The following is a 25,709-nucleotide window of genomic DNA, read 5'->3' as shown; positions in this document are numbered from 1 at the left end:
TTTTAGTAAGACTCGCTACACTGTGCGATCTAAACACCTTAAATGATAGGTGTTGACTCATTGAGTTGGCTTTTTTCGTTTCTGAACATGTTATTGAAAGCCTTGTCTTATCAAGACAGAAATTGAAACCGCTTCTGTCTAAGTTCAACACTTCCAACTTCTATCCGTAGATCTCACAACAAGATTGAATCTCTTGAAGATCACTGAGTGCTCAATCTCTCCAGACTTCCATGTGCCGTTCACATACCAAGTAAGCAGCGCAACCTAAGCAGTTTGTAGACACATGCTCCTCACACTCATCCACTATTTGTTCTTTCTGCTGCAGTGGTATTTCAGGTTCTAGTATCGGCTCGAAAAACTCAGTCGTCACGATTAACACCTCTATCTTGGCTAGATACCCCAATTGAATATCTAAATAGCGTTCAGCCTAACTCACTGTTAGCACAAAGTATCACTCTAAATAATTGTCGTGATGATACCGTTTTCTACCAACGCAAATATTTAAAGAACTGCATGTTCTATAAACCGAAGACAAACGCCCTTCTTAAAATTTACAGTTCCAAACTACCGGACACAAAAAAGCCCCTGCTGATTTCAAGCAGGGGCTTTCTATTATTTGGCATCATTTCGAATAACTACATCATATTGATGTTGAGTTAAATCGTGGAATTAACCTTGAATACCAACAATTAACCAAGGTGCATTGTCAGTTGTTAGGTCACGCTCTAAGTGCCAGATATCAGTGATATCTTCTTCAATGCCGTCTGCGGTGTCACGGTAGCGACCGCTAAACTGAAGGCTTAGCTGTGCTTTACTACCATCGTGGTCTGCGCGAACGATTTCAGCATCAACGTACATTACGTCTGTGTGCTGATCACCGTCTAGCTTATTACGCTCAGCTTTTAGGTCTTCAAATAGGCTTGGAGATACGTATTCTTCAATCGTATTTAGCTCGTTGTGATTCCATGCACCTTGCAGTGTACGGTAGTGCTCACGAGAACCGTTGATGAATGCCGCTTGATCAAAACTTGGTGGGTAGTTATGTGGAACATCGCTTTGTGCACCAAAACCGAAACCACCAGCGCTATTTTGCGAATGAGGTTGTGATTGAGGCTGTGCTTGCTCGAAGTTATGAACATTTGGTTGTTGCTTAGGTTGTTCAAACTTGTTCTGACCCATGCCGCCGAATGCTGGCTGTTGGCCACGTGCATTCTGCTGATTCATTGAGCCCTGCTTCGCGCCCAACATTCCGCGTAGGAATTTAAACGCTAGGAAAGCAATCAGACCCATGATCAGAATATCCATGAACTGGATACCTTCAAATGCGCCACCAAAGAATGCAGCTAAAAGACCACCAGCAAGTAAACCACCTAGCAGACCGCCCATAAGGCCTTTCTTGCTAGAGTTAGCTGCTGCTGTTTTCTTGCCAGTTTGATCTTGTCGGATCGAATTTGTGTTTTGTTGTTTTGGTGCTGGAGCCGTTTTAAAGCTTTTGCCAAATGACTTACCACCACCAAACTTTTTCGCTTCCGCGATTGGCGTCACCGCGACTGTTACCAACAGGATCGCGACTAGTGAGAAAAATCGTTTCATTATTATCCTTTATAGGTTTTTTTTATCTTTCGACACCTTAATCATACTCGTTAACAAAGAACAATGAAATATTCACGACGTTTACACATGTATCATAATATTGCGGCTATTAATTGATTACTAAACTAGCGAAGGGATTGACGGCACTCTGGGGCAGCATTAAAATATTGAACGATGTTCATTTAATAGAAAGTACTCATGGCAAGACGAAACGATCATACTCGCGAACAATTAGTGCAATTAACCTTAAAGACGGTAACCGACTTCTTAGAAGAGCACTCTTATCACGAACTAAGTCTACGTAAAATTGCCAATATGATTGGCTATGTCCCTAGCACCTTGGTGAATGTATTTGGTAACTACAACCTACTCCTTTTACACGTTGTTGCTCAAACATTAGATGAACTGTCGTCCCAATCTGCTTCTGCTGTTGAACAATCGAGCAACCCTCAACAAGCTCTTTTTAATCTTGCATACTGCTATCACGATTTTGCACAAAAACACCCTCACCGTTGGCAGCTTATCTTTGAGCACAACATGAATGGTGAAAACCTTCCTGAATGGCAATCGAACCGTATTGATAGAATGACAGGTATGTTAGAGCAATTGCTGGTAGCTATTGCGCCTGAACACACAGAAAGCGAAGTCATTAAAGCCAGCCGTGTATTATGGTCTGGAGTACATGGAATTACTCTACTTAGCGTTGATGATAAATTTTTCGCCTCTGAACCTATCGATGGTAAAGAGTTGATCAATAACCTAATCTCAAACTACTTAACCAACTGGTAATCATTCAAGGAAAGACAATGAACAACAGCAGCCAATCTTCGCTGTTAACGCAAAAAAGGTTCCTACCCTACTTTATTACTCAATTTCTAGGCGCCTTTAATGACAACATATTCAAAAATGTTCTGTTACTGTTTGTTGCTTTCGCAAGCGTAGATACGCTGCCTATTTCCAGCAATCTATTCATTAATTTGGCCGCTGGTCTTTTTATTCTGCCCTTCTTCCTGTTTTCTGCTTTGGCTGGTGTACTGGCTGACAAATACGAAAAATCTTGGTTTATACGTAAAGTTAAGCTCCTTGAAGTGGCGATCATGTCACTGGGTGCGATCGGGTTTATCTACGAAAGCTACGGGATACTACTCCTACTTCTGTTCCTAATGGGAACGCAAAGCGCCTTCTTTGGCCCGGTGAAATACGCACTGCTTCCACAACAATTGGAAACAAAAGAACTGGTATCCGGCAACGCTTTAGTCGAAACCGGCACATTCTTAGCCATCCTTATTGGTACTTTAGGCGCCGGTATTATTGCATCTGAAGAAAGCGCGAAGCTCATTGCTGCGGTATGTATTGTTTCTTTCGCCGTGCTTGGCTATGTATCAAGCTGCTTTATTCCACAAGCGCCGAGTAACGCACCAGATCTGAAAGTGAAGTGGCAGCCAGTAAAGCTAACCCGCGCGACACTGGCGATTGCAAAAAAAGATCGCCCAACGTTTCAAGCACTGATGTCTATCAGCTGGTTCTGGTTCCTTGGCGCTGCTTATCTCACTCAGTTTCCAAACTTCACAAAGCTCCACTTGAACGGCACTGAAAGCTCGGTTGCCTTTTTGTTAGCTCTATTCTCGGTCGGTATTGCGATAGGTTCTTTGGCTTGCGATAAGTTATCAAATCACAGAATTGAAATCGGCATCGTACCAATGGGTAGCCTAGGTATGTCGATTTTTGGGCTATTGATGGCGATATCCATTCCTGAGTCCTTGCCTGAATTTACTTCTTTCCATCAATTCGTGACGTATTCAGAGCTGTGGCCGCTGTTTGCTTATCTTCTGCTCTTGGGTGTCTCTGGCGGTATCTTCATTGTTCCTCTGTATTCTCTGATGCAGTTACGAGCGAAACCAGATGAACGCGCTCAAGTGATTGCCGGGCTCAACATCTACAATTCACTATTCATGGTGGGAAGCGCCGTTTTAGGTATTGTTTGCCTGAGTGTTCTCGATCTTTCTATTCCACAACTATTTGTGTTGCTCGCGATAGGGAATACTTTGGTTATGCTGTACCTGTTTTATCAGGTGCCTATCTACGCTTTCCGTTTCTTTACATGGGTGGTCACTCACACTATGTACCGAGTTAAGCACAAGAACTTACACCATCTTCCAGAGAATGGCGGTGCACTGATCGTTTGCAACCATGTGAGTTATATGGATGCACTGCTTCTAAGTGCGGTTTGCCCTCGCTTGATTCGGTTTGTGATGGAAGAGGATTACGCCAAGCTGCCTCCACTACGTCGATTCTTAAAAAGAGCAGGAGTTATTCCAATCTCCGCAACCAACCGAAACTCGATTAGAAACGCTTTCAAAGAAGTTGAACGTGCCCTAGATGAAGGGCACATCGTGTGTATTTTCCCTGAAGGCAAGCTAACCGCTGATGGCGAAGTAGCCGAATTCATGCGTGGCATGGAGCTGATTATCAAACGATCTCCTGTACCTGTGATTCCAATGGCACTTAAAGGGTTATGGGGCAGTTACTTCAGTCGTTATAAAGGTCAAGCTTTCAAGGGACTACCCACCCGTTTCAGGGCCAAGTTAGAGATAGAAGCTGCCGAACCTATGCTAGCCAAGGAAGCTTCATGCGACACGCTTCGACAGTCAGTCTCTGATCTTCGCGGCTCACTACGCTAAATAACCAAGCCTTTATTCATATCAGCTGAACAAACGTTTAGTTTTACTTAACGTTTGTTCAATTCATTTAGACTTACTTACCATTGCGTTAAGCGTATAGTCTTCCACTACGCTGCCAATACTAGACGCGACGAATTAAATATAATGAATCTAAAAAAGTCTGTTCCATTTTATCTTGCTGCTCTGTTTTGCTTAACCCCATGGGTGAGTTCACCGACGGCCCTCGTGATCGGTTTCCTTCTTGCGAGCTTAGGTTTAGTCCCTGACCATCTAGAAGTAGGCAAACTCACCAAGAAGCTACTGGCCTACTCGATTGTCGGCTTAGGCTTTGGCATTCAGTTTGAGAAAGCATTAGCGGTAACAGGCGATGGTATTGGCCTCATTGTAACGACGATTATTGGTACCTTGGTCATTGGTTGGTTCTTGGCAAAACGCATGGGATTAGATCGCACCACGGGTTACCTTATCTCTTCTGGTACCGCAATTTGTGGTGGTAGCGCCATTGCCGCCGTAGCACCGGCCATCAAAGCTGATGATGAACAGATTGGCTTGGCGTTAGCCACTGTATTTGTGTTGAACTCGGTCGCCCTTTTCTTGTTCCCAATGATTGGCCATGCACTAGAGTTAAGCCAACAAACTTTCGGAACATGGGCTGCCATCGCGATTCATGATACCTCCTCTGTAGTCGGCGCAGCATCAGCATATGGCGAAGAAGCACTGACCACAGCAACCACATTGAAGCTCGCTCGCGCACTTTGGATTATCCCAATCGCGTTAGTCAGCGCAATGATCTTCAAGAACGATCAAAAGAAGATTACGATTCCTTACTTCATTTTCTTCTATTGCGCTGCTATTGCTGTTAGTGACTTGCTGCCACAATTTGAGATGGTCTATCAAGGTATCTTTGATGTGTCTAAGCGTGCATTGGTGGTGTGTCTATTCTTGATTGGTTGCGGTATTTCAGTAGAGAAGCTTAAAGCCGCAGGGCCGAAGCCATTGATGTTTGGTATTACAATGTGGACGATGATTTCGACAGGCTCATTAGCGTGGTTAACTCTCGCTTAATCCGCCTAATTACACCTAATACGCAAAGAAACGCTTTAGGTGGTGTTTGGTTACCTAGACACTCAGATTAACGAGCAACAAAACAAAAAGGCAAAGCTCTAATGGGCTTTGCCCCTATCGTTTTTAGTGAAAATATCGTTTGTAGTAAAGATATTCTTTGTTACAACAATCACGAATCAAACAGGGGCTTATCACTCTTCTTGCTCTCTCTTTTCATTAAAACAAGTACCACAACTAGCACAAATGCAGTGAGTTCAGCCAATGAACGAGTCAGTCCTGACGAAACGAGCGCTTGGCCTATCTGCAGCAAAACTGCAATGATGAGGGCAACTTTCATAATAAGACCTTATTCTATAATCCGTTATTTATAGAGCTTATTATGATTGATGGTTATAAAGATAATAAATTCTGTTTTGAACTATCTAATTGCTAAATTAACTAACCGCCTGACAACTTAGTCACCTAACAACTTCGCAAATAACGTCGAGGTAAGCGCTTACCTTTAACTCCTATGCTGAGACAACCAAGATGCCAATCCAGCGCGTGAAACCTTAATACCCTGCTGTTCTTGCTTAGGCATTCGATAATACTCAACAGGAAATTTGAACCGCTCAAGACGGCCATTCAATTGCTCAGCAAACCACTCTTTGGTTGGCAAATCAGCACAATCCACAATAGCGACAGGTCGGAATCCGAACTCATCGTCTTCAATAGGAACAATAAAAGACTGGTTAACCTCAGACAATTGGTTGAGTGCTCGCTCAATCTCTTCGCAATGAATGTTCTCACCACCAGAAATAAACTGATTGTCGGCGCGACCAATAATCGACACTTGTTCGACATCCCATTCGCCGAGGTCTTTACTGTCGAACCAACCGTTCTCATCCACCAACGGCGTAACCTCACCCTGATAGTAGTAACCAGAAGCAAGCGTATTGCCGCCAATAAAGATACGTTGATCTTCAATTTTTAACTGGCGTTGGTCGAGAACAAAACCTGCAGTATTACTAGAATCGACTGGCTTCGCGGTCACTGTTGAAGCCGCTTCTGTCATACCGTATCCAAGCCAAGTTTCAATGCCCATTTGTTGAGCTTCAAGCCCTAGCGCTTCTGGGATATGGCTACCGCCTAAAAGCACATGAGTTAAAGTAAGTGCTTGCTTACTCTGCAATAACCTATGTAGTTGAGTAGCCACTAAAGAGGCATGGCTGCAACCTTCAATGTCTGTTTCAAGCTGACCTGTGCCTATTTTGATGCAGCCACCAGCCGCTAACCAACGATGGACAATTGCTAATCCCGATACATGGTACATCGGTAAGCTAAGCAACCAAGTGTCAGCTTGTTCAAAGTTGAAAACGTCTAGTAAACCCTGAGCTGAACATAAGTGTTGCTGCAACGTGTGAGCCACCGCTTTCGGGTTTCCGGTAGAGCCAGAAGTGAATACGATGCTCGCAAGGTTTTGAGGATTAAAGTTGGAGTCTTGAGATGTCGTTATCCTATTATCATCACCATCGACCTTAACTTCATCTAAGCAAGACAAGGTCACCAACTGAGTATTCAAATCGACAGTCTCTGATTGCTCTATCCCGCTACTGTCCAAAAGCCAAAGGTAGCTTTGTTGACCTGCTTGATATAAGGAATCGAGCTTTTGCTTCAGGCGTAAGCTAGGCTGAGGCATGGTAAACGCACAAACCACACCCAAATTGAGTGCGGCAAGATAAACTGGAATCACTTCAGCTTGGTTCTTACCAACAATGGTCAACACATCGCCTTCAGAGAGGCCCTGAGCAGATAGCTGTTGTTGGTACTCACTCACCAGCACAGACACTTGCTGCCAAGTGTAAGCGCGGTTAGGACTCAATAACGCTGTTTGATGTGGGTTCTGCTGCGCCCACTGTACCCAGAGCGGGTGATGATTAGATTGTGGGCGCATCATAAGATAACCAAGTAATAGATTGAGAACGGTCTAAGCCAATCGAACGATCAGCCTAAGAAGACCAAATCAATTGCTGTTGTTCAAGCGTTGAAACTGGAAGCTGACAACCCGGCCATGAGACTTCTAGCTGTTGCTGATACAAACCAATCGTATCAAGCCCTGGAACTTCATTAGGCAAGTACTGTTGTGCCAATCGAGCAATCTGAGTTAAGCCAAGGCTAGACTCTATGCTTGAGCTTAGTACAGGTTTAATACCAAGTTGTTGCGCACGTTCAATGATAGCAACACAACGCTCTACTGAGCCAATCAAGGTTGGTTTAATCACAACCGCCTTAACACCCGTTAAATCACTAAGATCAAACTCAGGGCTTCGCACCGCTTCTTGTAGTGTTTCATCCCATGCAATCGCCACACCGTGGTCGATGGCAAAGGCCAAGCTGTCTTCTGGTTTCTGACAAGGCTCTTCAATAAAGCTAATGCGCTGACGCAGTGACGGCGAAATATATTTAATGAACTGCTTCGCTTTCTCTGGCTTCCACGCGCGGTTGGCGTCAAGTCTTAGGGTCAAATCAGGGATCGACTCAAGGAATAAGCTGACCAGCATTCCATCACGAATCGCTTCGTAGAGGCCGACTTTCACTTTGGCGACCTTCTCGCCTTTCATCTCATTCAGCACAGGGATCAATTCATCTGGATCGCCTGTACACAACGGTGCCGCTTGGTAGTTACCTTCAGCGTTGAGTTCGCCTCGTAATTCCATCATCGCCATCGAAAAACCGAAGGCAACAGAAGGATATAACTCATCAAAAGGCGTTTGAGGGTTATTGTGGCTCCAAAGCTCTAATTCGTGTTGAAGCTGAATGCCAGCTTGTTCGGCATCTTCTTGGCTAAAACCTGGCAAAGGCGCAACTTCGCCAAAACCAGTTATACCATCACACTCAAGTTGGATGATATAGCCAACGCGTTCGTTCAACTTATTGTCACGAAGAATCACACCACTATCCATAGGTAATTGATAACGGTAGAGTTTAGCGTGACGCTGAGAATTCACTGAGTTCATAAAGTTTCCTAAAAAACGGGGAACATCAAAACAAAACGAGCCGCTATTAGCGACTCATTTTAAAGAAGAGAAAGACTATGGGTTACGCGGAAATTTGTCGAAATCAGGTCGACGCTTCTCATTGAATGCGTTTCGGCCTTCTTGGCCTTCTTCTGTCATGTAGAACATCATGGTTGCGTTACCCGCCAACTCTTGTAGACCGGCTTGGCCGTCACAGTCTGCGTTTAGTGCGGCTTTCAAGCAACGCAGTGCCATTGGGCTGTGTTGAAGAACTTCACGACACCAACGAACCGTTTCTTTTTCTAGGTCGGCAACAGGCACTACAGTGTTGACTAGACCCATGTCCAATGCTTCTTGAGCATCGTAGAAACGACACAAGAACCAGATTTCACGCGCTTTCTTTTGGCCAACGATACGAGCCATGTAAGAAGCACCCCAACCGCCATCGAATGAACCGACTTTAGGACCCGTCTGACCGAACTGAGCGTTTTCAGCTGCGATAGTAAGGTCTGCCATCATGTGAAGTACATGACCGCCACCGACTGCCCAGCCCGATACCGCTGCGATAACCGGTTTTGGACAAGTACGAATTTGACGTTGGAAATCAAGCACGTTCAGGTGATGTGTACCTGAATCATCTTGATAACCGCCGTAGTCACCACGGATACTTTGGTCACCACCAGAACAGAACGCCTTCTCACCAAGACCCGTCAAAATGATTACGCCAACCTTCTCGTCATAACGAGCATCAGCCAATGCATTGATCATCTCTTTTACGGTTTGTGGACGGAACGCATTGTGGACTTGAGGACGAGCAATCGTGATTTTCGCAATACCGTCGTCAGACTTGTGGTACTGAATATCTTCAAATTGACTGCTTTCATCGCGCCAGTTAACTGCTGCGTAAAGTTCTTCTTCTGTGATGCCTACTGTTTTAGCCATGGTGATTCCCATTGTTCTATTAGAGACCACGACTAACGAATAGTCGTGACGGTGTTGCTCTGCTTTTGATAGTGCTTGATACGAGAGAACCGCTCAGTCAGTTTAGCGGCGACTGGCGATACATTGGATGATCAGGTTGGAAAACAACTCTGGTTGCTCAAAATGAACATTATGACCAGCGTAATCAACCTGACTATATTCAAAGCCACTATTCTCAGCTAGCTCCATGAATTTACGATCTTTTTCACCACACACATAATGCAGTTGGTGCTCATGAGATTTCAATGTGGCACGTAAATCCGGTTGCTTAGCTAACGAAGTAGATAACAACATATTTGCTACGGATACTCCAAGGTTACCACTACGCTTTATGACCAAAGTTTGTCTTTGCTCATGATTTAGTGAAGAAAAGACGCTTTGTTGATACCAATCGTCTAAAACATCTTCAATCGACTGCAGAGCAAAGCGGACAGCCCACTGCGTATCATGTACTAACCTTTGTGCTCGTTCTTCATCACGCTCCAGACCAAAGTTGCCACCTTCAATAATGACTTTCTCAAGATTGAGCGTTTCGAAGCAAGGGCTTGTCACCCCATACATGGCAAGCCTGCCACCCATAGAGTAGCCAATCACCACGATAGGGTAATCCGCAGGAAGATCGTTGAGAGCAAGTTGAGAAGTGATGCACTGAACGATTTTCTTGCAGCAATGATCAAAGCCTACCGGATCGATAAAGCGACTTTGTCCGTGCCCGGGCAAATCTATGCAAAGACGAGGAAAGTCCTCTAGATATGGATGACATGCGCTCCAATCATCCCCGCTTCCGAGTAAACCATGTAGAAAAACAAGCAAAGGTTTGTCAGAAGATTCTTGTACTGCTGGGTAATAATTGGAGTAAAGCATGTAAAGTCCTTAGGCTAATGCCTCGGTGAGCATTGAACTGAATTGTTTCAGCAAAGTAGACGCTTGTTCGGGAGGCGTCTTAACTTCAACGAGCAAGGTACCCTGACCTTGTTCGAAATGTTGTTCGACAATCGTTTGATAGCAATTCAAAGTTTCTGGCGCCGCATAACCAAGCTGGAATTGCGCAGCGGCATGTTCAAAACCGAAACCATGGGGCATTTGATATAGAGATTGTTTTTGTTGCTCAGGAACGGGCAACAAATCAAAGATCGCACCGCCATCATTGTTGGTCACAACAATCACCATCGGCGTTACATTGTGAGTCAGCAGAGCCAGTGAATTGAGGTCGTAAAGCAAAGAGGTATCGCCAATCAACATTATCAAGGGGTTCTGGTTGGCTTTCACCACACCCGCAGCCGTTGCTACCAAGCCATCAATGCCCGATGCGCCACGATTACTGTAAACTTGATTTGCAGATATTGATGACAGCATATCCACCAGCCTTACCATCAAGCTGTTTCCCACAAACAACTCTCTGTCTTTAAGTCTAGTCGACAAGTCAACTGCAACGCTCAACTCGGTCAGTTGGTCATTATTGGATATTTGCGCCAATGCCAATTGTTGAACCGTATTCGCGATTTCGACCAAAGGAGCCGCCCAACCTGCATGCTGGCCTAACAAGGTGGGTAAATGCTGCTCTGACACCCATGACTCGATATCAGCAACGATATGGGTTTGAGGCAAATCATCTTGGTTGATTCGGTGCGTATCTGGTGACACAACAATATATTGTGATGAGCAGAATGATGATGCTTGCGACTTTATCCAATGATTAAGGCGCTTAGAAACAATGCGCTCACCGAACTGAAGGATAAAATCACATTGGTTAAGTTGTTCTTTCGCTACATCACTCTGCATCCACAGATCATAATGTTTCCAATCACTTGTGACACCTGATTGAGGATCGCAAAAAACTGGCCAGCCTAATGCAGTGGCAAACTGCTGAGCTTTTGTCGCTTGTTCAATATCTAGCGAACCGAGAATAACCACACCCTTACGTCCAAGATACTCACCTGGAGCAATCGGTTGTGTATTCACTTGATTAGGTAAAAACGTTTGGCTGTAACAACCTGTTCCCAACTTCCACCCAGAGATACTGGATGTGTATTCCGCATACATTTCCGCGCTATTCGCAGAATATAGAGGCTCAGGGAACGGACAGTTGATATGAATCGCACCGCCAACATTGTGTTGTTTCGCTAGCGCGTTATCAACGGATGTCAGAAGCCAATTCAATGAAATCTGTGTTGTTGGGCTGGGCAGATTTAAAGCACTTTCAACATGGGAAGAAAAGATGCCTTGCTGTTGAATCGCTTGATTAGCGCCACAGTCGACTAAATCGATAGGTCGATCAGAGGTCAGCAAAATCAGCTTCTCTCGTGTCAGTCCAGATTCAGCCGTCGCAGGAAGCAAATTCGCCACAGCAGTACCAGAGGTGACAATCACGGCAACTGGCTTATTGCTGGCTTTTGCTAAACCTAACGCAAGAAAACCAAGCCCACGCTCATCAAAGTGCGTGTGCAGTGTCAGTTTTGGATTGGCTTCGGCTTCGAGTGTTAATGGTGTTGAGCGCGAGCCTGGCGCAACACAAACATGTTCAACGCCGCTGCGGGCTAACTCTTCAAGTAACGTATTACACCAAACTCTATTTAATACGGCTTGGTCGTGGTTCATGACGCCACACCCAATGGTGGATGATCTGAAATTAAGCTGAGCAGAGTCGACATTTTCTTATTCAACTCTTGCCACTCATGTTCAGCAACCGATCCCGGTACGATCCCGGCACCCGCAAACAGTTGTACTTGATCGTTTACAATCAAGGCACTTCGAATCGCGACACAGAATTCAGCGCGTTGATGGCTAATATAGCCAACAGAGCCTGCATACCAACCTCTCGCAAACGGTTCATGTTCAAGTATGAAATCCATCGCTTCTTTGCGCGGTAAACCCGCTACCGCAGCCGTCGGCTGTAAGGCAGCAAGCAACTGCACACCATTGACGCCGTTATTGAGCTGAGCATGGATATTACGTTTAAGATGTTGCACCTTACGCAAACGCACTAGGCGCGCCTCTTTTTCAACGTGTACCGTTTGAGAATGAGGAGTGAGACGCTCAATAATGTCGTCGACCACATACTGGTTTTCATTGAGGTTTTTACTGTCTTGAGAAAGCCAATTGGCTAACTCCATATCTTCTGTCGCGTTTTCTCCGCGACCAATGGTTCCAGCAAGCGCTTCAGTATCAAGCTCAGTGCCATATCGACTGTACAAACGCTCTGGCGTTGAGCCGATAAAGCTGTGTTTGGAATCCAATACCAACATAAAGTGAAAGCTGTGATGGTTTTGCAGGTAGCTGGCCTTAAGCAACTGAGCCGCGCAGATTGGCGCATCGAGTTGCAATGTGGTTTTACGCGCTAAAACGACTTTTTTGTACTCTTCGTCGCTAATGCCTTTCAGCACTTTATCGACAAGGTTGCCCCACTGCTCTCGTTCTGGAACATGGTTAATCTGCTCAATGTGCGCCGACAAAGGGGCCAATATCGCCGCTTCGACAGAAAGCTTATTTAGAGCATTAATAGAAGCAACACGATCAGGGGATAAGTTGACGGCTAACGACCAAGTATTGTCAAAGCGGATCAGTTCAACCTGAGGAAGGAAGAAAAACGATTCCATGCAACGGCGGTTTTTTGCGGTGTGCCCGTCAAACGAGCGCCCACCCCAGATTCGTTGGTCTTCACCAAGAATTGCGTACGCGGGAGCGGGATCAGAAAAAGTATGTATTTGCCCGAGCGCAACGACCTCTTCACGAGTATCACGTGACTGCCAGTAAAACTTTGGAAAGAGCGGTTGAGCATGAAGCCATTCTATAAATGCAAACGATGGTTTTTGCGTTAGAACTTCAACACAACGAACTTCACTTGCTTGGGCATTTTGTACTCGCTCAATCAAAGCGGAGATAGTTTGCTGGAAATGTGACAAATCGACCTCGTTCACATCTAAATTATTATTATATTAGTTTGATACTTTATGGGCAGCACCCACTTAGATCAAGAATCTACTATATCTTTTGAACATTCGTGTGATTTTAAGCGATCTAGCCCCTTTATTCACCTTAGCCAATAACAAAGAAAGCGATTAATTAAAATTTAGAAAAGAGTGACAACAAAAAGACCAAACGTGACACTGAAATACGACATTCATCAGATTTTTATTCTATCAAACGTCATTTTGCGGTACTTTAATAAAGTATTTAAATTAATTTCAGGAAATCGGCAATGCAAAATATCGGGATGTCGTCAAAACTCAACAGCGTATGCTACGAAATCAGGGGGCCTGTACTCAAACATGCTAAGCGCATGGAAGAAGAAGGGCATAAAATACTGAAGCTTAATATTGGTAACCCCGCCCCATTTGGTTTTGACGCCCCTGATGAAATCCTTGTTGATGTAATCCGTAACCTACCGACATCTCAAGGTTACTGCGACTCAAAAGGCATCTATTCAGCCCGCAAAGCGGTTGTTCAGCACTACCAGAAAAAAGGCCTACGTAACCTTGATGTAGAAGACGTTTACATTGGTAACGGCGCATCAGAGCTTATCGTTATGTCTATGCAGGCGCTACTGGATAATGGTGATGAAATCTTAGTTCCCGCTCCAGACTACCCACTATGGACAGCGTCTGTTGCGCTTTCTGGTGGTACACCTGTTCATTACATGTGTGATGAAGATGCCGATTGGTACCCAGACCTTGATGACATGCGTGCGAAGATCTCACCAAAGACTCGCGGCATCGTTCTTATCAACCCGAACAACCCAACAGGCGCTGTATACAGCCGTGATTTCCTATTACAAGTTGTTGAAATTGCTCGTGAGCACGGGTTAATTATCTTCGCTGATGAAATCTACGACAAAGTGCTTTACGACGGTGCGGTACACACTTCAGTTGCAACGCTTGCCGAAGATGTATTAATGGTCACATTCAACGGTCTGTCTAAGGCTTACCGTGTATGTGGTTTCCGTGGTGGCTGGATGTTCTTAACGGGTCCAAAACACATAGCGAAAGGCTACGTTGAAGGGCTAGAAATGCTGGCCTCGATGCGTTTGTGTGCCAACGTGCCAATGCAACACGCGATCCAAACCGCGCTCGGCGGCTATCAGAGTATTAATGAACTGATTCTCCCAGGCGGTCGACTACTTGAGCAACGCGACCGCGCGTGGGAGCTGATCAACAAGATCCCTGGCGTTTCTTGTGTTAAACCGAAAGGCGCAATGTACCTGTTCCCTAAGATCGATACCAAGATGTACAACATCAAAGACGATCAGAAGTTTGTGCTCGACTTCCTTAAGCAAGAGAAGGTGCTATTGGTTCAAGGTACGGGCTTCAACTGGCCAAAACCGGATCACTTCCGCATCGTGACTCTGCCGCACATCGAAGATCTAGAAATCGCGATTGGTCGCCTAGAGCGCTTCTTACAGACCTACAGCCAAGACGACCTCATCGAAGGTTAACTAGCACAAAGAAAGATGGCTACAATTTGCTGTTTTAAAAGACTTTAACTTGTATTCAATCACTTCTATGCTTAAAAGGCTCCTGTTTGGGAGCCTTTTTTGTATCCGCTGTCTCGTGTCCCTGTGTGAACACAAGGTACGAGTGAAGTATTTTTTAGAAAGGACTCTTATGAAACAAAGCCATTTCTTTGCCCATCTCGCACGTATGAAGCTGATTCAACGCTGGCCTTTGATGCGCTCAGTCTCAAGCGAGAACATTTCAGAGCATAGCCTACAGGTCGCTTTCGTCGCCCACGCCTTGGCGCTTATCAAAAACAAGAAGTTTGATGGCAAACTCAACCCAGAACATATTGCTCTGCTTGGCATGTACCACGATACCAGTGAAGTGCTAACAGGTGATTTGCCGACGCCAGTTAAATACTACAATCCAGACATCGCACAAGAGTATAAGAAGATAGAAGCGGCAGCAGAGCAAAGACTGCTTTCAATGCTGCCAGAAGAGTTCCGAGACGACTTCTCCCCGTTTTTGATATCTGGAACAGCAAACAAAGAAGAGCAAAGCATCGTTAAGCAAGCCGACACTATCTGCGCTTACCTCAAGTGTTTGGAGGAACTCAGTGCGGGCAACCATGAGTACGAACAAGCGAAACGCCGACTAGAAGAGACTCTCGAACAGCGTAAAAGCCCGGAAATGGACTACTTTCTCACCACATTTGCGCCGAGCTTTGAATTATCACTAGACGAGATAAGCTAGCTGGGTATAAGTTGAGTGTAATTAGCTAAATAAATCAATTTGATAGGTGCTATTTTGACTTCTCCACTCGAACCACCATTTGAACTCGAACAAGAATGGCAACATCGAAATGACGATGAACATAAAATAAGGCGTGATGACCACCGTAGCCCGTATCAACGCGATCGTGCGCGGGTGCTTCACTCTGCCGCTTTTCGCCGCCTCCAAGCAAAAACCCAAGTTCATGGCACCACGGTAAACGATTTCCACCGAACTCGCCTTACTCATTCGCTAGAAGCCGCTCAGCTAGGTACCGGTATCGTTGCCCAGCTGAAAAAAAAGCAGCCCGAGTTTCGAGATTTGTTGCCTTCAGACAGTTTGATTGATTCATTGTGTCTTGCTCACGACATTGGCCACCCACCTTATGGGCATGGTGGCGAAGTCGCGTTGAACTATATGATGCGCGATCATGGTGGCTTTGAGGGCAATGCTCAAACATTTCGCATTGTCACGCAGCTAGAACCTTACACTGAACATCACGGGATGAACCTATCTCGACGCACTTTGTTAGGTCTGATTAAGTACCCTTCTCTGCTGAGTGAGGTTCAAGCTAAATTACAATCTGAGCCTGTTAAGCATCAACGACAGCTCCGAGCCAAAGATTGGATGCCAGCAAAAGGCATCTACGACCATGATGAAGAACTTTTTAACTGGGTACTGGAGCCGCTTTCAAGCAGCGACCAACAGTTTCTAAAACAGAAAAGAAAAAAACACACCGAACCTCTTGAACATAATAAGACAAAATATAAGTCACTTGATTGTTCAATCATGGAGCTGGCTGATGACATCGCGTATGGCGTGCACGATTTAGAAGATGCGATTGTGCTTGGCTCTGTCACCAAATCTCAATGGGTCGAGTCGGCTTACCCTCAACTTAAAGAGATGGCCGACCCTTGGGTTTGTGAACACCTAGATTCGATCACAGAGATGCTTTTCTCTGGTGAGCAGTATCGTCGAAAGGATGCGATTGGTGGGATAGTCAACGCACTGTTGACCAGTATTTCGATTGAACGAGTAGATGCTAGATTTGAGAATGTACTGCTTGCTTACAATGCGGTGCTTGAACCGAGCATGGACGCCACACTCGACAAACTGAAACATTTTGTCAGCGAGTTCGTGATTCAAGTGCCACAGGTTCAAGTGATAGAATATAAAGGTCAGCAGATTATCATGGATATGTTTGAAGCATTCAGCGCAGATCCTGAACGCTTGCTGCCACTACCTATCAAGAAGCAATGGCTACAACATCAAGATGAGTCTCGAAAAATGCGCGTGATTGCGGATTACATTTCATCAATGACCGATGATCTTGCGCAGAAAATGCATCAGCAACTGTTCTCAGCTCATACCGAGTTTTAATTCCTGGCTCACTTTACTGAAACAGCTTAATCTAAGTAGTTTTTCTCAAACACGCCCGGTGGCATTTGATTGATTTGAAACTGAATCATTCGGTCAAATGCCGTTAGCAGAGGGCTAAAGTCTCGATCATTTTCTAACAAGCTCAACAGATGATAACCCGCCTCTACTGTCGAAAGGCTGTTTTCACTTGGCGCTTTGCGAATTCGGTAATTACCCTTGAGATCTTTCGGCAAGTGAACCGTATTCAGCGCATGCAAGTTACTCGATACTTGCCACATCTTGAACGCCTTCTTCCAGGTGCCATCCAATAAAATCACACGCAGCTTCTTATCAGGACATGTCGCCGACTCAACTGAAACAGAGTTTTCGCTTGGGTATAAAATCACATGTTGGTACTGTTCATCGGCCAGCAACATGTTCAGTTGCTCGTTATTAGAAAAGTCTTCACCGACAAACGTCACACTGTTATTTAGAGATAACGAGAGGATACGCGCAGTTCCCATTGGGCGATGCTCTTCTGATGGATGCTGAAGAATGATAAGCTCAACGTTCGATTCTAGTGGCGTAACCCACTGACATATACAAGCTTTCAAAGCCTTGCTGCATTGGGGGCAATAACGAGACATGGATTTAATGTGTACCCTGTTTTAATTTTCACTTCACTTTTATGCGTCTTATTCCAATTTGAGCCAATACAAGCTTGGGTCGTATGGGATAGCAATGCGATTGCCGAGGGGCAATGGTGGCGGATCCTAACAGGAAACTTTTCACATACCAACTACTCGCACCTTCTGATGAATCTAGCAGGCTTATGGATCATCAGCTATCTGTTTCAACCAATTAAAAAACAGCTTGTTCTTGCTCTGCTTGTGATTAGTTTAGTGACTGGAATCGCTCTGTTGTTTTCGAGTATTCAGATCTATGTTGGCCTATCTGGCACTTTGCATGGGTTGTTTGGCTTATTCGCGCTCAGTGAGGCTTTAAACGGTAGGAGATCAAGTTGGCTGTTAGTATTGGGATTAATCGCTAAAATCGCTTGGGAGCAGCTTATTGGCCCTTCTAGCACGACTGGTGAACTGATTAATGCTCGTGTCGCGATTGAAGCCCACCTAGCAGGTGCATTGGCCGGAGGCTTCATATCTATCGCTTCATTTCTAACAAGTAGACAAACGGATTAAAGTTGAATTCTTTCGCGGTTCTTTTTAACCGTGGCTTCACCTATCCCTTTCACACTCACCAAATCATCAGCAGTCGTAAATGCCCCGTTTTGATCCCTGTAATCGACGATCTCTTGAGCTTTCTTATCCCCAACACCAACCAATAGCGCTGACAGCTCTTCAGCTGTCGCGGTATTGATATTGACCGTAATCTCAATGCCATCGTAAAGCTCTGCCTTAGTTGGGCTGTCTGCATACGCTGCGGGGCTTAACAGAATCAGAAATGTAAGAAATAATGTTGAATATATCGTGCGCATAAACCGTTCCTTTGTTCAAAAAACGTAACTTATGCATTTGCTGCGCTAGATAAAACACTCACCAGACAAAAATAAAGCGGGTCACCTAAGTGACCCGCTTCGTTATACATCTAATTTTCATCAATTTGTTAGCTAGCTCGCAAACCGAGTTGCTGCACTACTTTCAAGTTGTATTCTCAAGTTGCATTACTCGGCAGAAGACTACCGAGTAAATTCAAAGCTTATTGAGCTTGACCAACGATGTAGTATTCAACGTCTGCATTTTTACGCAGTACGTTTAGTACATTAGTAAGGTCTTGTTGATTACCAACGCGCTCTAACTGTGCACCAAGTTGTGTGCTGTAAGCAGGGTTGATTTCAGCCGTTACTTTAGAAAACTCAACAACAACGATGTTACCGTCTTGATCTTTAGATTGACCGAACACAGCTTGGCCGGCTTCTGGTTTCACTAGAGCGAATACAGATGCAGCTAATGGAGAATTACGGTCAATGGTTTCAAGTTCAGTAAACTCAAGGCTGTTATCCGCCAGTACCGCTTCATTACCTTGCTTAAGTTCGTTTACTAGAGAAACACCTAGCTCTACCGCTTGTTGCTCTGCTTTTACAGCAGACAATGCAGCTACAACTTGATCTTTCACTTCTGCTAAAGGAAGAACTGTTTCGTCGCGAGTCTCTTCTACACGTACAACAATAACGTGCTCAGGAGCCACTTCGATAACTTCAGAGTTCAAACCGTCTTCTTTCACTTCAGGGCTCAAGATAGCTTGCATTACTGCAGGCGTCATCAGAACTTCTGGAGCGTCAGCTTGAGAGATGAAATCAGTCGTCGTGATCTTCGCATTGATTGCTTCAGCAGAGTCGTCTAGAGAATCTGGGAATTCAAACGCTACTTTTTCGAGTTCAGTTTGTTGCTCGTAGAACTGATCAACTGCGTGTTGGTCTAGAAGCTCTGTCTTAATCTCTGCCGCTACTTCAGTGTAAGGCTGAGCTTGAGATGCTTTTACTTCGTCTAGCTTGATGATGTGGTAGCCAAAATCAGATTTAACTAGGCCAGTTGTATCGCCAATATTCACAAGAGCGAAAGCCGCGTCTTCGAATGCTGGGTCCATAACATCACGTTCAATCCAACCTAGGTCACCGCCAACGTCTGCACTACCGAAGTCGTCAGATTTCTCTTCTGCTAGCGTAGCAAAATCAGCGCCTGCATTTAGTTCGTCTAGGATAGACTGAGCTTTCGCTTCGTCATCGCCTTGAACTAGGATGTGGCTAACTTTACGTTGCTCTTCAGTAGAGTACTTGTCTAGATGCTCTTGGTAGTATTTCTGTGCTTCCTCATCGCTAACTTCAAGTTGCGATTTAAGTGCTTCAGCAGAAAGTTCGATGTAAGACACCTTAGCCTGCTCTGGACGAGTGTAAGCCGCAGGGTTCTCTTGGTAGTACTGTTCGATTTGCTCGTCAGTTAACTCGATATTTTTCGCTAGGTCAGCAACAGATAGTGTCACTGTGCGAATGTCACGAGTTTGAGCAATAAGCTTGCTCTGAATATCAATTTCGCCTTGAAGAACAAATTCACTGCCTTGAAGTGCAGTAACAAACTGGTTACGCATTAGGTCACGACGCATGTATTCAGCGAAGCTTTCTGCGCTGAAACCTGCACGACGTAATGCCGATTGGTAAACTTCTTGGTCGAATTGACCAGCCGTTTGAAACTGAGGCATTTCCAGAATCATGGTACGGATTTGAGAATCACTGATTCGTAGGCCTAGAGACTCTGCTTGCTGCTCAAGTAGAACATCGTTGATCATGCGATCAAGTACTGACTTACGGAAAGACTCAACGTATGCAGGGTCTGCAAGCATTTGAGCGAAGTAATCGCCAAGTTGAGATTGCATGCGATTACGTTCGTTTTGGTAAGCTTGTTCGAACTCACCACGAGCAATTTCTGTGTTGCCAACTTTAGCTGCTGCGTTGTTACCGCCACCGGTGATGTAGCTGCCTACACCTGCGAATACGAATGACAGGATAATCAACCCAAGGATAATTTTTACCGCGATGCTATTCACGCCTTCGCGTAATCGATCCATCATAATTTAAGTGCTCTCCGGATATGAAGCATTGGCTTCAAAATAAAAATCTAGTCACGCGATATTATCAGAAAAAGAAATGCGCATCAGTAGGATGCGCATAATTTAAATAAGTTCAATGTGCTTTGCACATATACTGTTTAAAAATGAAACATCATTGTTCAAACAGTAAACGCATATTACTCCCTTCCCCTCACAAAACTCGAGGTTTCAGCAACAAAAATTAGTTACATGCGTCTTTAAGTGCTTTACCCGCTTTGAAGCCAGGTACTTTAGCTTCTGCGATTTGGATCTCTTCACCAGTTTTTGGGTTACGACCTGTACGAGCAGCACGAGTACGAACACTGAAAGTACCAAAGCCAACAAGTGCAACTTGGTCGCCTGATTGTAGCGTTGTGCCAACTGCTTCGATGAAAGCGTCTAGAGCGCGACCAGCTGAAGCTTTAGAGATGTCTGCGTTTTCTGCGATTGATTCTACTAGTTGTGTTTTATTCACTGTTTTTCCCCTATGTGTCATCTGTGACTACTTCTCGATGACTGTACGTTCCATTTTGGTTTTAATTTAGCCGCAAGCCTTATTACAAAAGGGCTGCCGCTTTAGTCGAATAACTTAGCGTCCAAAAAAAACGCTGACAAGCCTTTTCGGGTCTATCAGCGTAATTCTTTACTTATTTTTGCTATGCATCACTATTTTTTCACGTCGAACTCGACCCCTGACGGATCTCGTTCTAGTGCGACTTTCAGTACTTCATCAATCCATTGAACCGGAATCACCTTCAAGTCAGCGATTACGTTGTCTGGAATCTCTTCCAAATCACGTTCATTGTCTTTAGGAATCAAGACCGTTTTAATGCCACCGCGGTGCGCTGCAAGCAGCTTTTCTTTCAAGCCACCGATAGGTAAAACTTCACCACGAAGGGTAATTTCACCGGTCATACCAACCTCTGCTTTTACAGGGTTACCCGTTAAGCTAGAGACCAATGCAGTACACATTGCGATACCCGCACTCGGGCCATCTTTTGGCGTTGCACCTTCCGGTACGTGAACATGAATGTCACGTTTCTCGTAGAAATCGGTGTTAATACCCAGATTTTCAGCACGAGAACGAACCACAGTCATGGCTGCTTGAATCGACTCTTTCATCACATCGCCAAGAGAACCGGTTTGCGTTAGCTTACCTTTACCTGGCATTGATTCAGTTTCGATGGTCAGTAGATCGCCACCTACTTGCGTCCATGCTAAGCCAGTTACTTGGCCGATACGGTTGCTTTCATCCGCTTTACCGAAGTCATGACGTTGCACACCTAAGTACTCTTTCAGGTTATCAATGTTAACCGTTACAGATTTAAGGTCGCTGTCTAACAAGATATTCTTCACTGCTTTACGACAGATCTTAGAAATTTCACGCTCTAGGCTACGCACACCCGCTTCACGCGTGTAGTAACGAATGATGCCAATGATTGCAGAGTCTTCAATCTCAATCTCATGAGGCTTAAGACCGTTGCGTTGAACTTGCTTGTCCAATAGGTGGCTCTTAGCAATGTTCAGCTTTTCATCTTCTGTGTAACCCGACAGGCGAATCACTTCCATACGGTCCAATAGTGGGCCCGGAATATCCATCGAGTTAGACGTTGCAACAAACATCACATCAGATAAATCGTAATCGACTTCTAGGTAGTGATCGTTAAATGCGTTGTTTTGCTCAGGGTCTAGTACTTCTAGAAGCGCAGAAGATGGGTCGCCACGCATATCAGAAGACATCTTATCGATTTCATCTAATAGGAACAGTGGGTTCTTAACACCAACTTTAGACATCTTCTGGATTAATTTACCCGGAAGTGAACCGATGTACGTACGACGGTGACCACGAATCTCAGCTTCATCACGAACGCCGCCTAGCGCCATACGTGTGTACTTACGACCCGTTGCCGCGGCAATCGAACGACCTAGCGAAGTTTTACCAACACCAGGAGGACCAACAAGACAAAGGATTGGACCTTTTAGTTTGTTGATACGGTTTTGTACTGCCAAGTATTCGAGAATACGTTCTTTAACACGTTCTAAGCCATAGTGATCTTCGTTTAAGATCTCTTCCGCTTTCGCTAAATTCTTTTTAACTTTTGAACGCTTAGCCCAAGGAACGCCTACCATCCAATCAATGTAACTACGTACTACTGTTGCTTCAGCAGACATTGGCGACATCATTTTCAGTTTTTGCAGTTCTTGCTCAGTTTTTTCACGAGCTTCTTGAGGCATTTTTGAGTCTTCGATCTTCTTCTTCAGAGTCTCGAATTCATCAGGCGCGTCGTCCATCTCGCCCAGTTCTTTCTGAATCGCTTTCATTTGCTCATTCAGATAGTACTCACGCTGAGACTTTTCCATCTGTTTCTTAACGCGGCCACGGATGCGTTTTTCAACTTGCAGGATATCAATTTCTGACTCCATTTGGCCCATCAAGAATTCCAGGCGTTCCGTCACATCTGAAATTTCTAGAACGTGCTGCTTATCTACTAGTTTAAGTGGCATGTGCGCAGCAATCGTATCAGCAAGGCGAGCAGCCTCATCAATACCGTTCAGCGAGGTTAGAACCTCTGGTGGAATCTTTTTGTTCAGCTTAATAAAGCCTTCGAATTGATTGATCGCACTGCGAACAACCACTTCTTGTTCTTTTTCGTCAAGTTCTGAGGTTACAACGTATTCGGCATCCGCTAAGAAAAACTCACTCTCTTTGAACTGGTGAATTTTTGCACGCTGCTGACCTTCGACAAGTACTTTTACGGTACCATCTGGCAGCTTTAGCAACTGAAGAATAGTAGCGACTGTACCTACGTTAAATAGGTCGTCGATTGAAGGCTCATCAGTGTCCGCTTCTTTCTGCGCTACAAGTAGTACTTGTTTGTTAGCTTCCATTGCCGATTCAAGGCAAGTAATCGATTTTTCACGACCAACAAACAATGGAATAACCATGTGTGGGTAAACCACTACATCACGTAGAGGTAGCACGGGGATTTCGATACGCTCGGAACGTTCCAAGTTCATATATTTCTCTCTTCCGCTTTAACTTATAAAGCAGTATATGGGGCTTAAACGACTGGATTCAATGGAAGAATAAAAAAAAGGAGGTAATTGCTTACCTCCTTTTTCAATTTGAGTGTGTAGTCTTAAAAAGACCTACTCTGCAACAGCTGCTTGGTTATCTGAGTTACTGTAAATCAATAGTGGTTCTGACTCACCATTAATTACCGACTCATCAATCACAACCTTGCTTACATCAGTTGAAGATGGCAGTTCGTACATAGTTTCTAGTAGAACACCTTCCAAGATAGAGCGTAGACCACGAGCACCCGTTTTACGGTTCATTGCTTTCTTCGCAATTGCGCGTAGGGCGTCTTCACGGAATTCTAACTCTGCATCCTCAAGCTCAAATAATGCAGCGTACTGTTTTGTCAGTGCATTCTTTGGCTCACAAAGAATTTGGATTAGCGCTTCTTCATCAAGCTCTGTCAGTGTTGTTGTAACAGGTAGACGACCAATGAATTCTGGAATCAAACCATACTTCACTAGATCTTCAGGTTCTACTTGAGTGAACAGTTCACCGATAGTTTTGGTTTCGTCTTTTGAACGCACTTCTGCGCCAAAGCCGATACCTGAACCTGTTTCTACACGTTGCTCAATCACTTTATCTAGGCCGGCAAACGCACCACCACAGATAAATAGGATCTTAGACGTGTCCACTTGCAAGAACTCTTGCTGTGGATGCTTACGACCACCTTGAGGTGGAACTGAAGCCACTGTACCTTCAACAAGTTTTAATAGAGCTTGCTGTACACCTTCACCAGACACGTCACGCGTGATCGATGGGTTTTCAGCTTTACGAGAAATCTTATCGATTTCATCGATGTAAACAATGCCGCGTTCCGCTTTCGCTACGTCGTAATCACATTTCTGAAGCAACTTCTGGATGATGTTTTCAACATCTTCGCCCACATAACCCGCTTCGGTTAGTGTTGTTGCATCTGCCATTGTGAAAGGAACGTCTAGGAAACGAGCCAGTGTTTCAGCCAGTAGTGTTTTACCACTACCAGTAGGACCGATAAGAAGAATGTTACTCTTACCTAGCTCTACGCCTTCAGCCGTCGTATCACCATTACGTAAACGCTTGTAGTGGTTATATACTGCAACTGCTAGCACTTTTTTCGCGTATTCTTGACCGATTACATAGTCGTCAAGATGCTCACGAATCTCACGCGGCGTTGGCAGCGATTCCGATTCTTTCTTTGGAAGAACATCTTTAATTTCTTCACGAATAATGTCGTTACAAAGATCGACACATTCATCACAAATGTAAACAGAAGGACCTGCGATTAACTTGCGAACTTCGTGCTGGCTTTTGCCACAGAAAGAGCAGTAAAGCAATTTACCGCTACCACCCTCTTTGCTTTTATCTGTCATTCGCTAACCTCTTAGCCTTTACTCTCTATGTTTGAGTGTATATCAATTTGAATCACTTTGCGTTAAACAATTGCCCTGCAATTATTGACCGCGGTGATTAAGAACTGAATCCACCAAACCGTATTCTACAGCCTGATCAGCAGACATGAAATTGTCACGATCTGTATCACGCTCAACAACCTCTAGAGGCTGACCTGTGTGCTCTGCCAATAGTTTGTTTAGCTTTTGCTTGATCGTTAGGATCTCTTGCGCGTGAATTTGAATATCAGACGCTTGGCCTTGGAAGCCGCCAAGTGGCTGGTGAATCATTACACGTGAGTTTGGAAGCACGTGACGCTTACCCGGAGTACCACCCGCTAGTAAGAATGCACCCATAGAGCAAGCTTGACCCATACATACTGTGCTCACGTTTGGCTTGATGAACTGCATTGTGTCATAGATAGACATGCCCGCTGTTACGCTACCGCCAGGTGAGTTGATGTAAAGATAGATATCTTTGTCTGGGTTTTCTGATTCCAAGAAAAGCAGTTGAGCCACGACAAGATTTGCCATGTGGTCTTCCACTTGACCTGTTAAGAAAATGATACGTTCTTTTAATAGACGAGAATAAATATCGTAAGAACGTTCACCACGGGAAGTCTGTTCAACCACCATAGGAACTAGTGCGTCCATAATCGATGGCATTGTATTTTTTTCTTGGTAGCTCATATTCTTATGTCCCTAAAATAAATGGCCCGAATGATTAAATCATACGGACCATTGTTAGCAGAATTGTTGACCGTACGTCAACCTTCTACGTC

Annotated in this window: 22 protein-coding genes; 7 read left to right on the top strand and 15 right to left on the bottom strand. The window is 44.7% G+C overall.

The genetic code is table 11. From position 1 onward, the window contains the following. Nucleotides 1–669: 669 nt before the first annotated feature. Entirely contained in the window at nt 670–1,593 is a 924-nt protein-coding gene (locus tag ACED53_RS04525; RefSeq protein ID WP_017100594.1) for a Tim44 domain-containing protein, read from the bottom strand. A 198-nt stretch (nt 1,594–1,791) separates the two neighbouring features. Between ACED53_RS04525 and ACED53_RS04520 the strand changes: the two genes are divergently transcribed. The 3 genes from ACED53_RS04520 to ACED53_RS04510 all read left to right on the top strand — a co-directional run bounded on the left by ACED53_RS04520 (nt 1,792) and on the right by ACED53_RS04510 (nt 5,339). Next, nucleotides 1,792–2,382, top strand: a complete 591-nt coding sequence (locus ACED53_RS04520; RefSeq protein WP_012604487.1) for a TetR/AcrR family transcriptional regulator — start codon at nt 1,792–1,794, stop codon at nt 2,380–2,382. Nucleotides 2,383–2,399: 17 nt separating this feature from the next. Then, the gene (locus ACED53_RS04515) at nt 2,400–4,274 is read left to right on the top strand and encodes an MFS transporter (protein ID WP_017100593.1); all 1,875 of its coding nucleotides are present in this window, start codon (nt 2,400–2,402) and stop codon (nt 4,272–4,274) included. Between the two features lie 144 nt (nt 4,275–4,418). Next, nucleotides 4,419–5,339, top strand: a complete 921-nt coding sequence (locus ACED53_RS04510; RefSeq protein WP_029225432.1) for a YeiH family protein — start codon at nt 4,419–4,421, stop codon at nt 5,337–5,339. Between the two features lie 169 nt (nt 5,340–5,508). Here ACED53_RS04510 and ACED53_RS04505 read toward each other — a convergent pair whose 3' ends face one another. The 7 genes from ACED53_RS04505 to ACED53_RS04475 all read right to left on the bottom strand — a co-directional run bounded on the left by ACED53_RS04505 (nt 5,509) and on the right by ACED53_RS04475 (nt 13,218). Continuing rightward, nucleotides 5,509–5,676, bottom strand: coding sequence for a hypothetical protein (locus ACED53_RS04505; protein WP_017100591.1), 168 nt, complete (start codon nt 5,674–5,676; stop codon nt 5,509–5,511). A gap of 165 nt (nt 5,677–5,841) precedes the next feature. Further along, the gene (menE, locus tag ACED53_RS04500; RefSeq protein WP_017100590.1) at nt 5,842–7,275 is read right to left on the bottom strand and encodes an o-succinylbenzoate--CoA ligase; all 1,434 of its coding nucleotides are present in this window, start codon (nt 7,273–7,275) and stop codon (nt 5,842–5,844) included. A gap of 52 nt (nt 7,276–7,327) precedes the next feature. Beyond that, nucleotides 7,328–8,335, bottom strand: a complete 1,008-nt coding sequence (gene menC, locus ACED53_RS04495; RefSeq protein WP_017100589.1) for an o-succinylbenzoate synthase — start codon at nt 8,333–8,335, stop codon at nt 7,328–7,330. Nucleotides 8,336–8,410: 75 nt separating this feature from the next. Next, nucleotides 8,411–9,277 (bottom strand): 1,4-dihydroxy-2-naphthoyl-CoA synthase, encoded by an 867-nt coding sequence (gene menB, locus ACED53_RS04490; protein ID WP_010439547.1) that lies wholly within the window; start codon nt 9,275–9,277, stop codon nt 8,411–8,413. A 102-nt stretch (nt 9,278–9,379) separates the two neighbouring features. Then, on the bottom strand, nt 9,380–10,180 hold the full coding sequence (menH, locus tag ACED53_RS04485; RefSeq protein ID WP_017100588.1) for a 2-succinyl-6-hydroxy-2,4-cyclohexadiene-1-carboxylate synthase: 801 nt from the start codon (nt 10,178–10,180) through the stop codon (nt 9,380–9,382). 9 nt (nt 10,181–10,189) lie between these two features. Beyond that, nucleotides 10,190–11,914 (bottom strand): 2-succinyl-5-enolpyruvyl-6-hydroxy-3-cyclohexene-1-carboxylic-acid synthase, encoded by a 1,725-nt coding sequence (menD, locus tag ACED53_RS04480; protein ID WP_017100587.1) that lies wholly within the window; start codon nt 11,912–11,914, stop codon nt 10,190–10,192. Next, the gene (locus tag ACED53_RS04475) at nt 11,911–13,218 is read right to left on the bottom strand and encodes an isochorismate synthase MenF (protein ID WP_029225431.1); all 1,308 of its coding nucleotides are present in this window, start codon (nt 13,216–13,218) and stop codon (nt 11,911–11,913) included. The genes menD and ACED53_RS04475 overlap by 4 nt, the downstream gene beginning before the upstream one ends. A gap of 296 nt (nt 13,219–13,514) precedes the next feature. Between ACED53_RS04475 and ACED53_RS04470 the strand changes: the two genes are divergently transcribed. From ACED53_RS04470 to ACED53_RS04460, 3 genes are all read left to right on the top strand, one after another. Next, nucleotides 13,515–14,747: a pyridoxal phosphate-dependent aminotransferase gene (locus ACED53_RS04470; RefSeq protein ID WP_009847275.1), complete on the top strand. Its 1,233-nt coding sequence runs from the start codon at nt 13,515–13,517 to the stop codon at nt 14,745–14,747. A 169-nt stretch (nt 14,748–14,916) separates the two neighbouring features. Further along, on the top strand, nt 14,917–15,501 hold the full coding sequence (gene yfbR / locus ACED53_RS04465; protein WP_009847276.1) for a 5'-deoxynucleotidase: 585 nt from the start codon (nt 14,917–14,919) through the stop codon (nt 15,499–15,501). Nucleotides 15,502–15,555: 54 nt separating this feature from the next. After that, on the top strand, nt 15,556–16,899 hold the full coding sequence (locus ACED53_RS04460) for an anti-phage deoxyguanosine triphosphatase (RefSeq protein WP_017101586.1): 1,344 nt from the start codon (nt 15,556–15,558) through the stop codon (nt 16,897–16,899). Between the two features lie 26 nt (nt 16,900–16,925). On the opposite strand, the gene ACED53_RS04455 is transcribed toward ACED53_RS04460, so the two are convergent. Beyond that, on the bottom strand, nt 16,926–17,525 hold the full coding sequence (locus tag ACED53_RS04455) for a tRNA-uridine aminocarboxypropyltransferase (RefSeq protein WP_017101585.1): 600 nt from the start codon (nt 17,523–17,525) through the stop codon (nt 16,926–16,928). Nucleotides 17,526–17,534: 9 nt separating this feature from the next. Between ACED53_RS04455 and rrtA the strand changes: the two genes are divergently transcribed. Beyond that, nucleotides 17,535–18,077, top strand: a complete 543-nt coding sequence (rrtA, locus tag ACED53_RS04450) for a rhombosortase (protein ID WP_029225564.1) — start codon at nt 17,535–17,537, stop codon at nt 18,075–18,077. Here the strand turns inward: rrtA and ACED53_RS04445 are convergent. The 6 genes from ACED53_RS04445 to clpP all read right to left on the bottom strand — a co-directional run bounded on the left by ACED53_RS04445 (nt 18,074) and on the right by clpP (nt 25,617). Further along, nucleotides 18,074–18,373 carry a ComEA family DNA-binding protein gene (locus tag ACED53_RS04445; RefSeq protein WP_012604502.1) on the bottom strand — a complete coding sequence of 100 codons (300 nt, stop codon included), beginning with the start codon at nt 18,371–18,373 and terminating at the stop codon, nt 18,074–18,076. The two genes, rrtA and ACED53_RS04445, sit on opposite strands and share 4 nt — an antisense overlap. 221 nt (nt 18,374–18,594) lie before the next feature. Continuing rightward, nucleotides 18,595–20,460, bottom strand: coding sequence for a peptidylprolyl isomerase (gene ppiD, locus ACED53_RS04440; RefSeq protein WP_017101583.1), 1,866 nt, complete (start codon nt 20,458–20,460; stop codon nt 18,595–18,597). Nucleotides 20,461–20,680: 220 nt separating this feature from the next. Beyond that, nucleotides 20,681–20,974, bottom strand: a complete 294-nt coding sequence (locus tag ACED53_RS04435) for an HU family DNA-binding protein (RefSeq protein ID WP_012604504.1) — start codon at nt 20,972–20,974, stop codon at nt 20,681–20,683. Between the two features lie 170 nt (nt 20,975–21,144). Next, a complete protein-coding gene (gene lon / locus ACED53_RS04430; protein ID WP_012604505.1) occupies nt 21,145–23,496 on the bottom strand; it encodes an endopeptidase La in 2,352 nt (783 codons plus the stop codon). A gap of 132 nt (nt 23,497–23,628) precedes the next feature. Then, nucleotides 23,629–24,909 carry an ATP-dependent protease ATP-binding subunit ClpX gene (clpX, locus tag ACED53_RS04425; RefSeq protein ID WP_017101582.1) on the bottom strand — a complete coding sequence of 427 codons (1,281 nt, stop codon included), beginning with the start codon at nt 24,907–24,909 and terminating at the stop codon, nt 23,629–23,631. A gap of 81 nt (nt 24,910–24,990) precedes the next feature. Next, nucleotides 24,991–25,617: an ATP-dependent Clp endopeptidase proteolytic subunit ClpP gene (gene clpP, locus ACED53_RS04420; protein WP_004736080.1), complete on the bottom strand. Its 627-nt coding sequence runs from the start codon at nt 25,615–25,617 to the stop codon at nt 24,991–24,993. Nucleotides 25,618–25,709 lie beyond the last annotated feature (92 nt).

The sequence above is a fragment of the Vibrio sp. 1F169 genome, assembly GCF_041439605.1.
In the GTDB taxonomy this organism is placed as follows: Bacteria; Pseudomonadota; Gammaproteobacteria; order Enterobacterales; family Vibrionaceae; genus Vibrio; species Vibrio tasmaniensis_A.
This window is presented reverse-complemented; position numbering and strand designations above follow the sequence as displayed.

What these genes read in the sequence shown, in the direction of transcription:
- menB (WP_010439547.1), bottom strand. Translation starts at nt 9,277, where the DNA reads ATGGCTAAAACAGTAGGCATCACAGAAGAAGAACTTTACGCAGCAGTT.
- ACED53_RS04470 (WP_009847275.1), top strand. Translation starts at nt 13,515, where the DNA reads ATGCAAAATATCGGGATGTCGTCAAAACTCAACAGCGTATGCTACGAA.
- ppiD (WP_017101583.1), bottom strand. Translation starts at nt 20,460, where the DNA reads ATGATGGATCGATTACGCGAAGGCGTGAATAGCATCGCGGTAAAAATT.
- menC (WP_017100589.1), bottom strand. Translation starts at nt 8,335, where the DNA reads ATGAACTCAGTGAATTCTCAGCGTCACGCTAAACTCTACCGTTATCAA.
- clpX (WP_017101582.1), bottom strand. Translation starts at nt 24,909, where the DNA reads ATGACAGATAAAAGCAAAGAGGGTGGTAGCGGTAAATTGCTTTACTGC.
- ACED53_RS04515 (WP_017100593.1), top strand. Translation starts at nt 2,400, where the DNA reads ATGAACAACAGCAGCCAATCTTCGCTGTTAACGCAAAAAAGGTTCCTA.
- clpP (WP_004736080.1), bottom strand. Translation starts at nt 25,617, where the DNA reads ATGAGCTACCAAGAAAAAAATACAATGCCATCGATTATGGACGCACTA.
- ACED53_RS04435 (WP_012604504.1), bottom strand. Translation starts at nt 20,974, where the DNA reads ATGACACATAGGGGAAAAACAGTGAATAAAACACAACTAGTAGAATCA.
- menH (WP_017100588.1), bottom strand. Translation starts at nt 10,180, where the DNA reads ATGCTTTACTCCAATTATTACCCAGCAGTACAAGAATCTTCTGACAAA.
- lon (WP_012604505.1), bottom strand. Translation starts at nt 23,496, where the DNA reads ATGAACTTGGAACGTTCCGAGCGTATCGAAATCCCCGTGCTACCTCTA.
- yfbR (WP_009847276.1), top strand. Translation starts at nt 14,917, where the DNA reads ATGAAACAAAGCCATTTCTTTGCCCATCTCGCACGTATGAAGCTGATT.
- ACED53_RS04520 (WP_012604487.1), top strand. Translation starts at nt 1,792, where the DNA reads ATGGCAAGACGAAACGATCATACTCGCGAACAATTAGTGCAATTAACC.
- ACED53_RS04525 (WP_017100594.1), bottom strand. Translation starts at nt 1,593, where the DNA reads ATGAAACGATTTTTCTCACTAGTCGCGATCCTGTTGGTAACAGTCGCG.
- menE (WP_017100590.1), bottom strand. Translation starts at nt 7,275, where the DNA reads ATGATGCGCCCACAATCTAATCATCACCCGCTCTGGGTACAGTGGGCG.
- ACED53_RS04510 (WP_029225432.1), top strand. Translation starts at nt 4,419, where the DNA reads ATGAATCTAAAAAAGTCTGTTCCATTTTATCTTGCTGCTCTGTTTTGC.
- ACED53_RS04445 (WP_012604502.1), bottom strand. Translation starts at nt 18,373, where the DNA reads ATGCGCACGATATATTCAACATTATTTCTTACATTTCTGATTCTGTTA.
- menD (WP_017100587.1), bottom strand. Translation starts at nt 11,914, where the DNA reads ATGAACCACGACCAAGCCGTATTAAATAGAGTTTGGTGTAATACGTTA.
- ACED53_RS04455 (WP_017101585.1), bottom strand. Translation starts at nt 17,525, where the DNA reads ATGTCTCGTTATTGCCCCCAATGCAGCAAGGCTTTGAAAGCTTGTATA.
- ACED53_RS04505 (WP_017100591.1), bottom strand. Translation starts at nt 5,676, where the DNA reads ATGAAAGTTGCCCTCATCATTGCAGTTTTGCTGCAGATAGGCCAAGCG.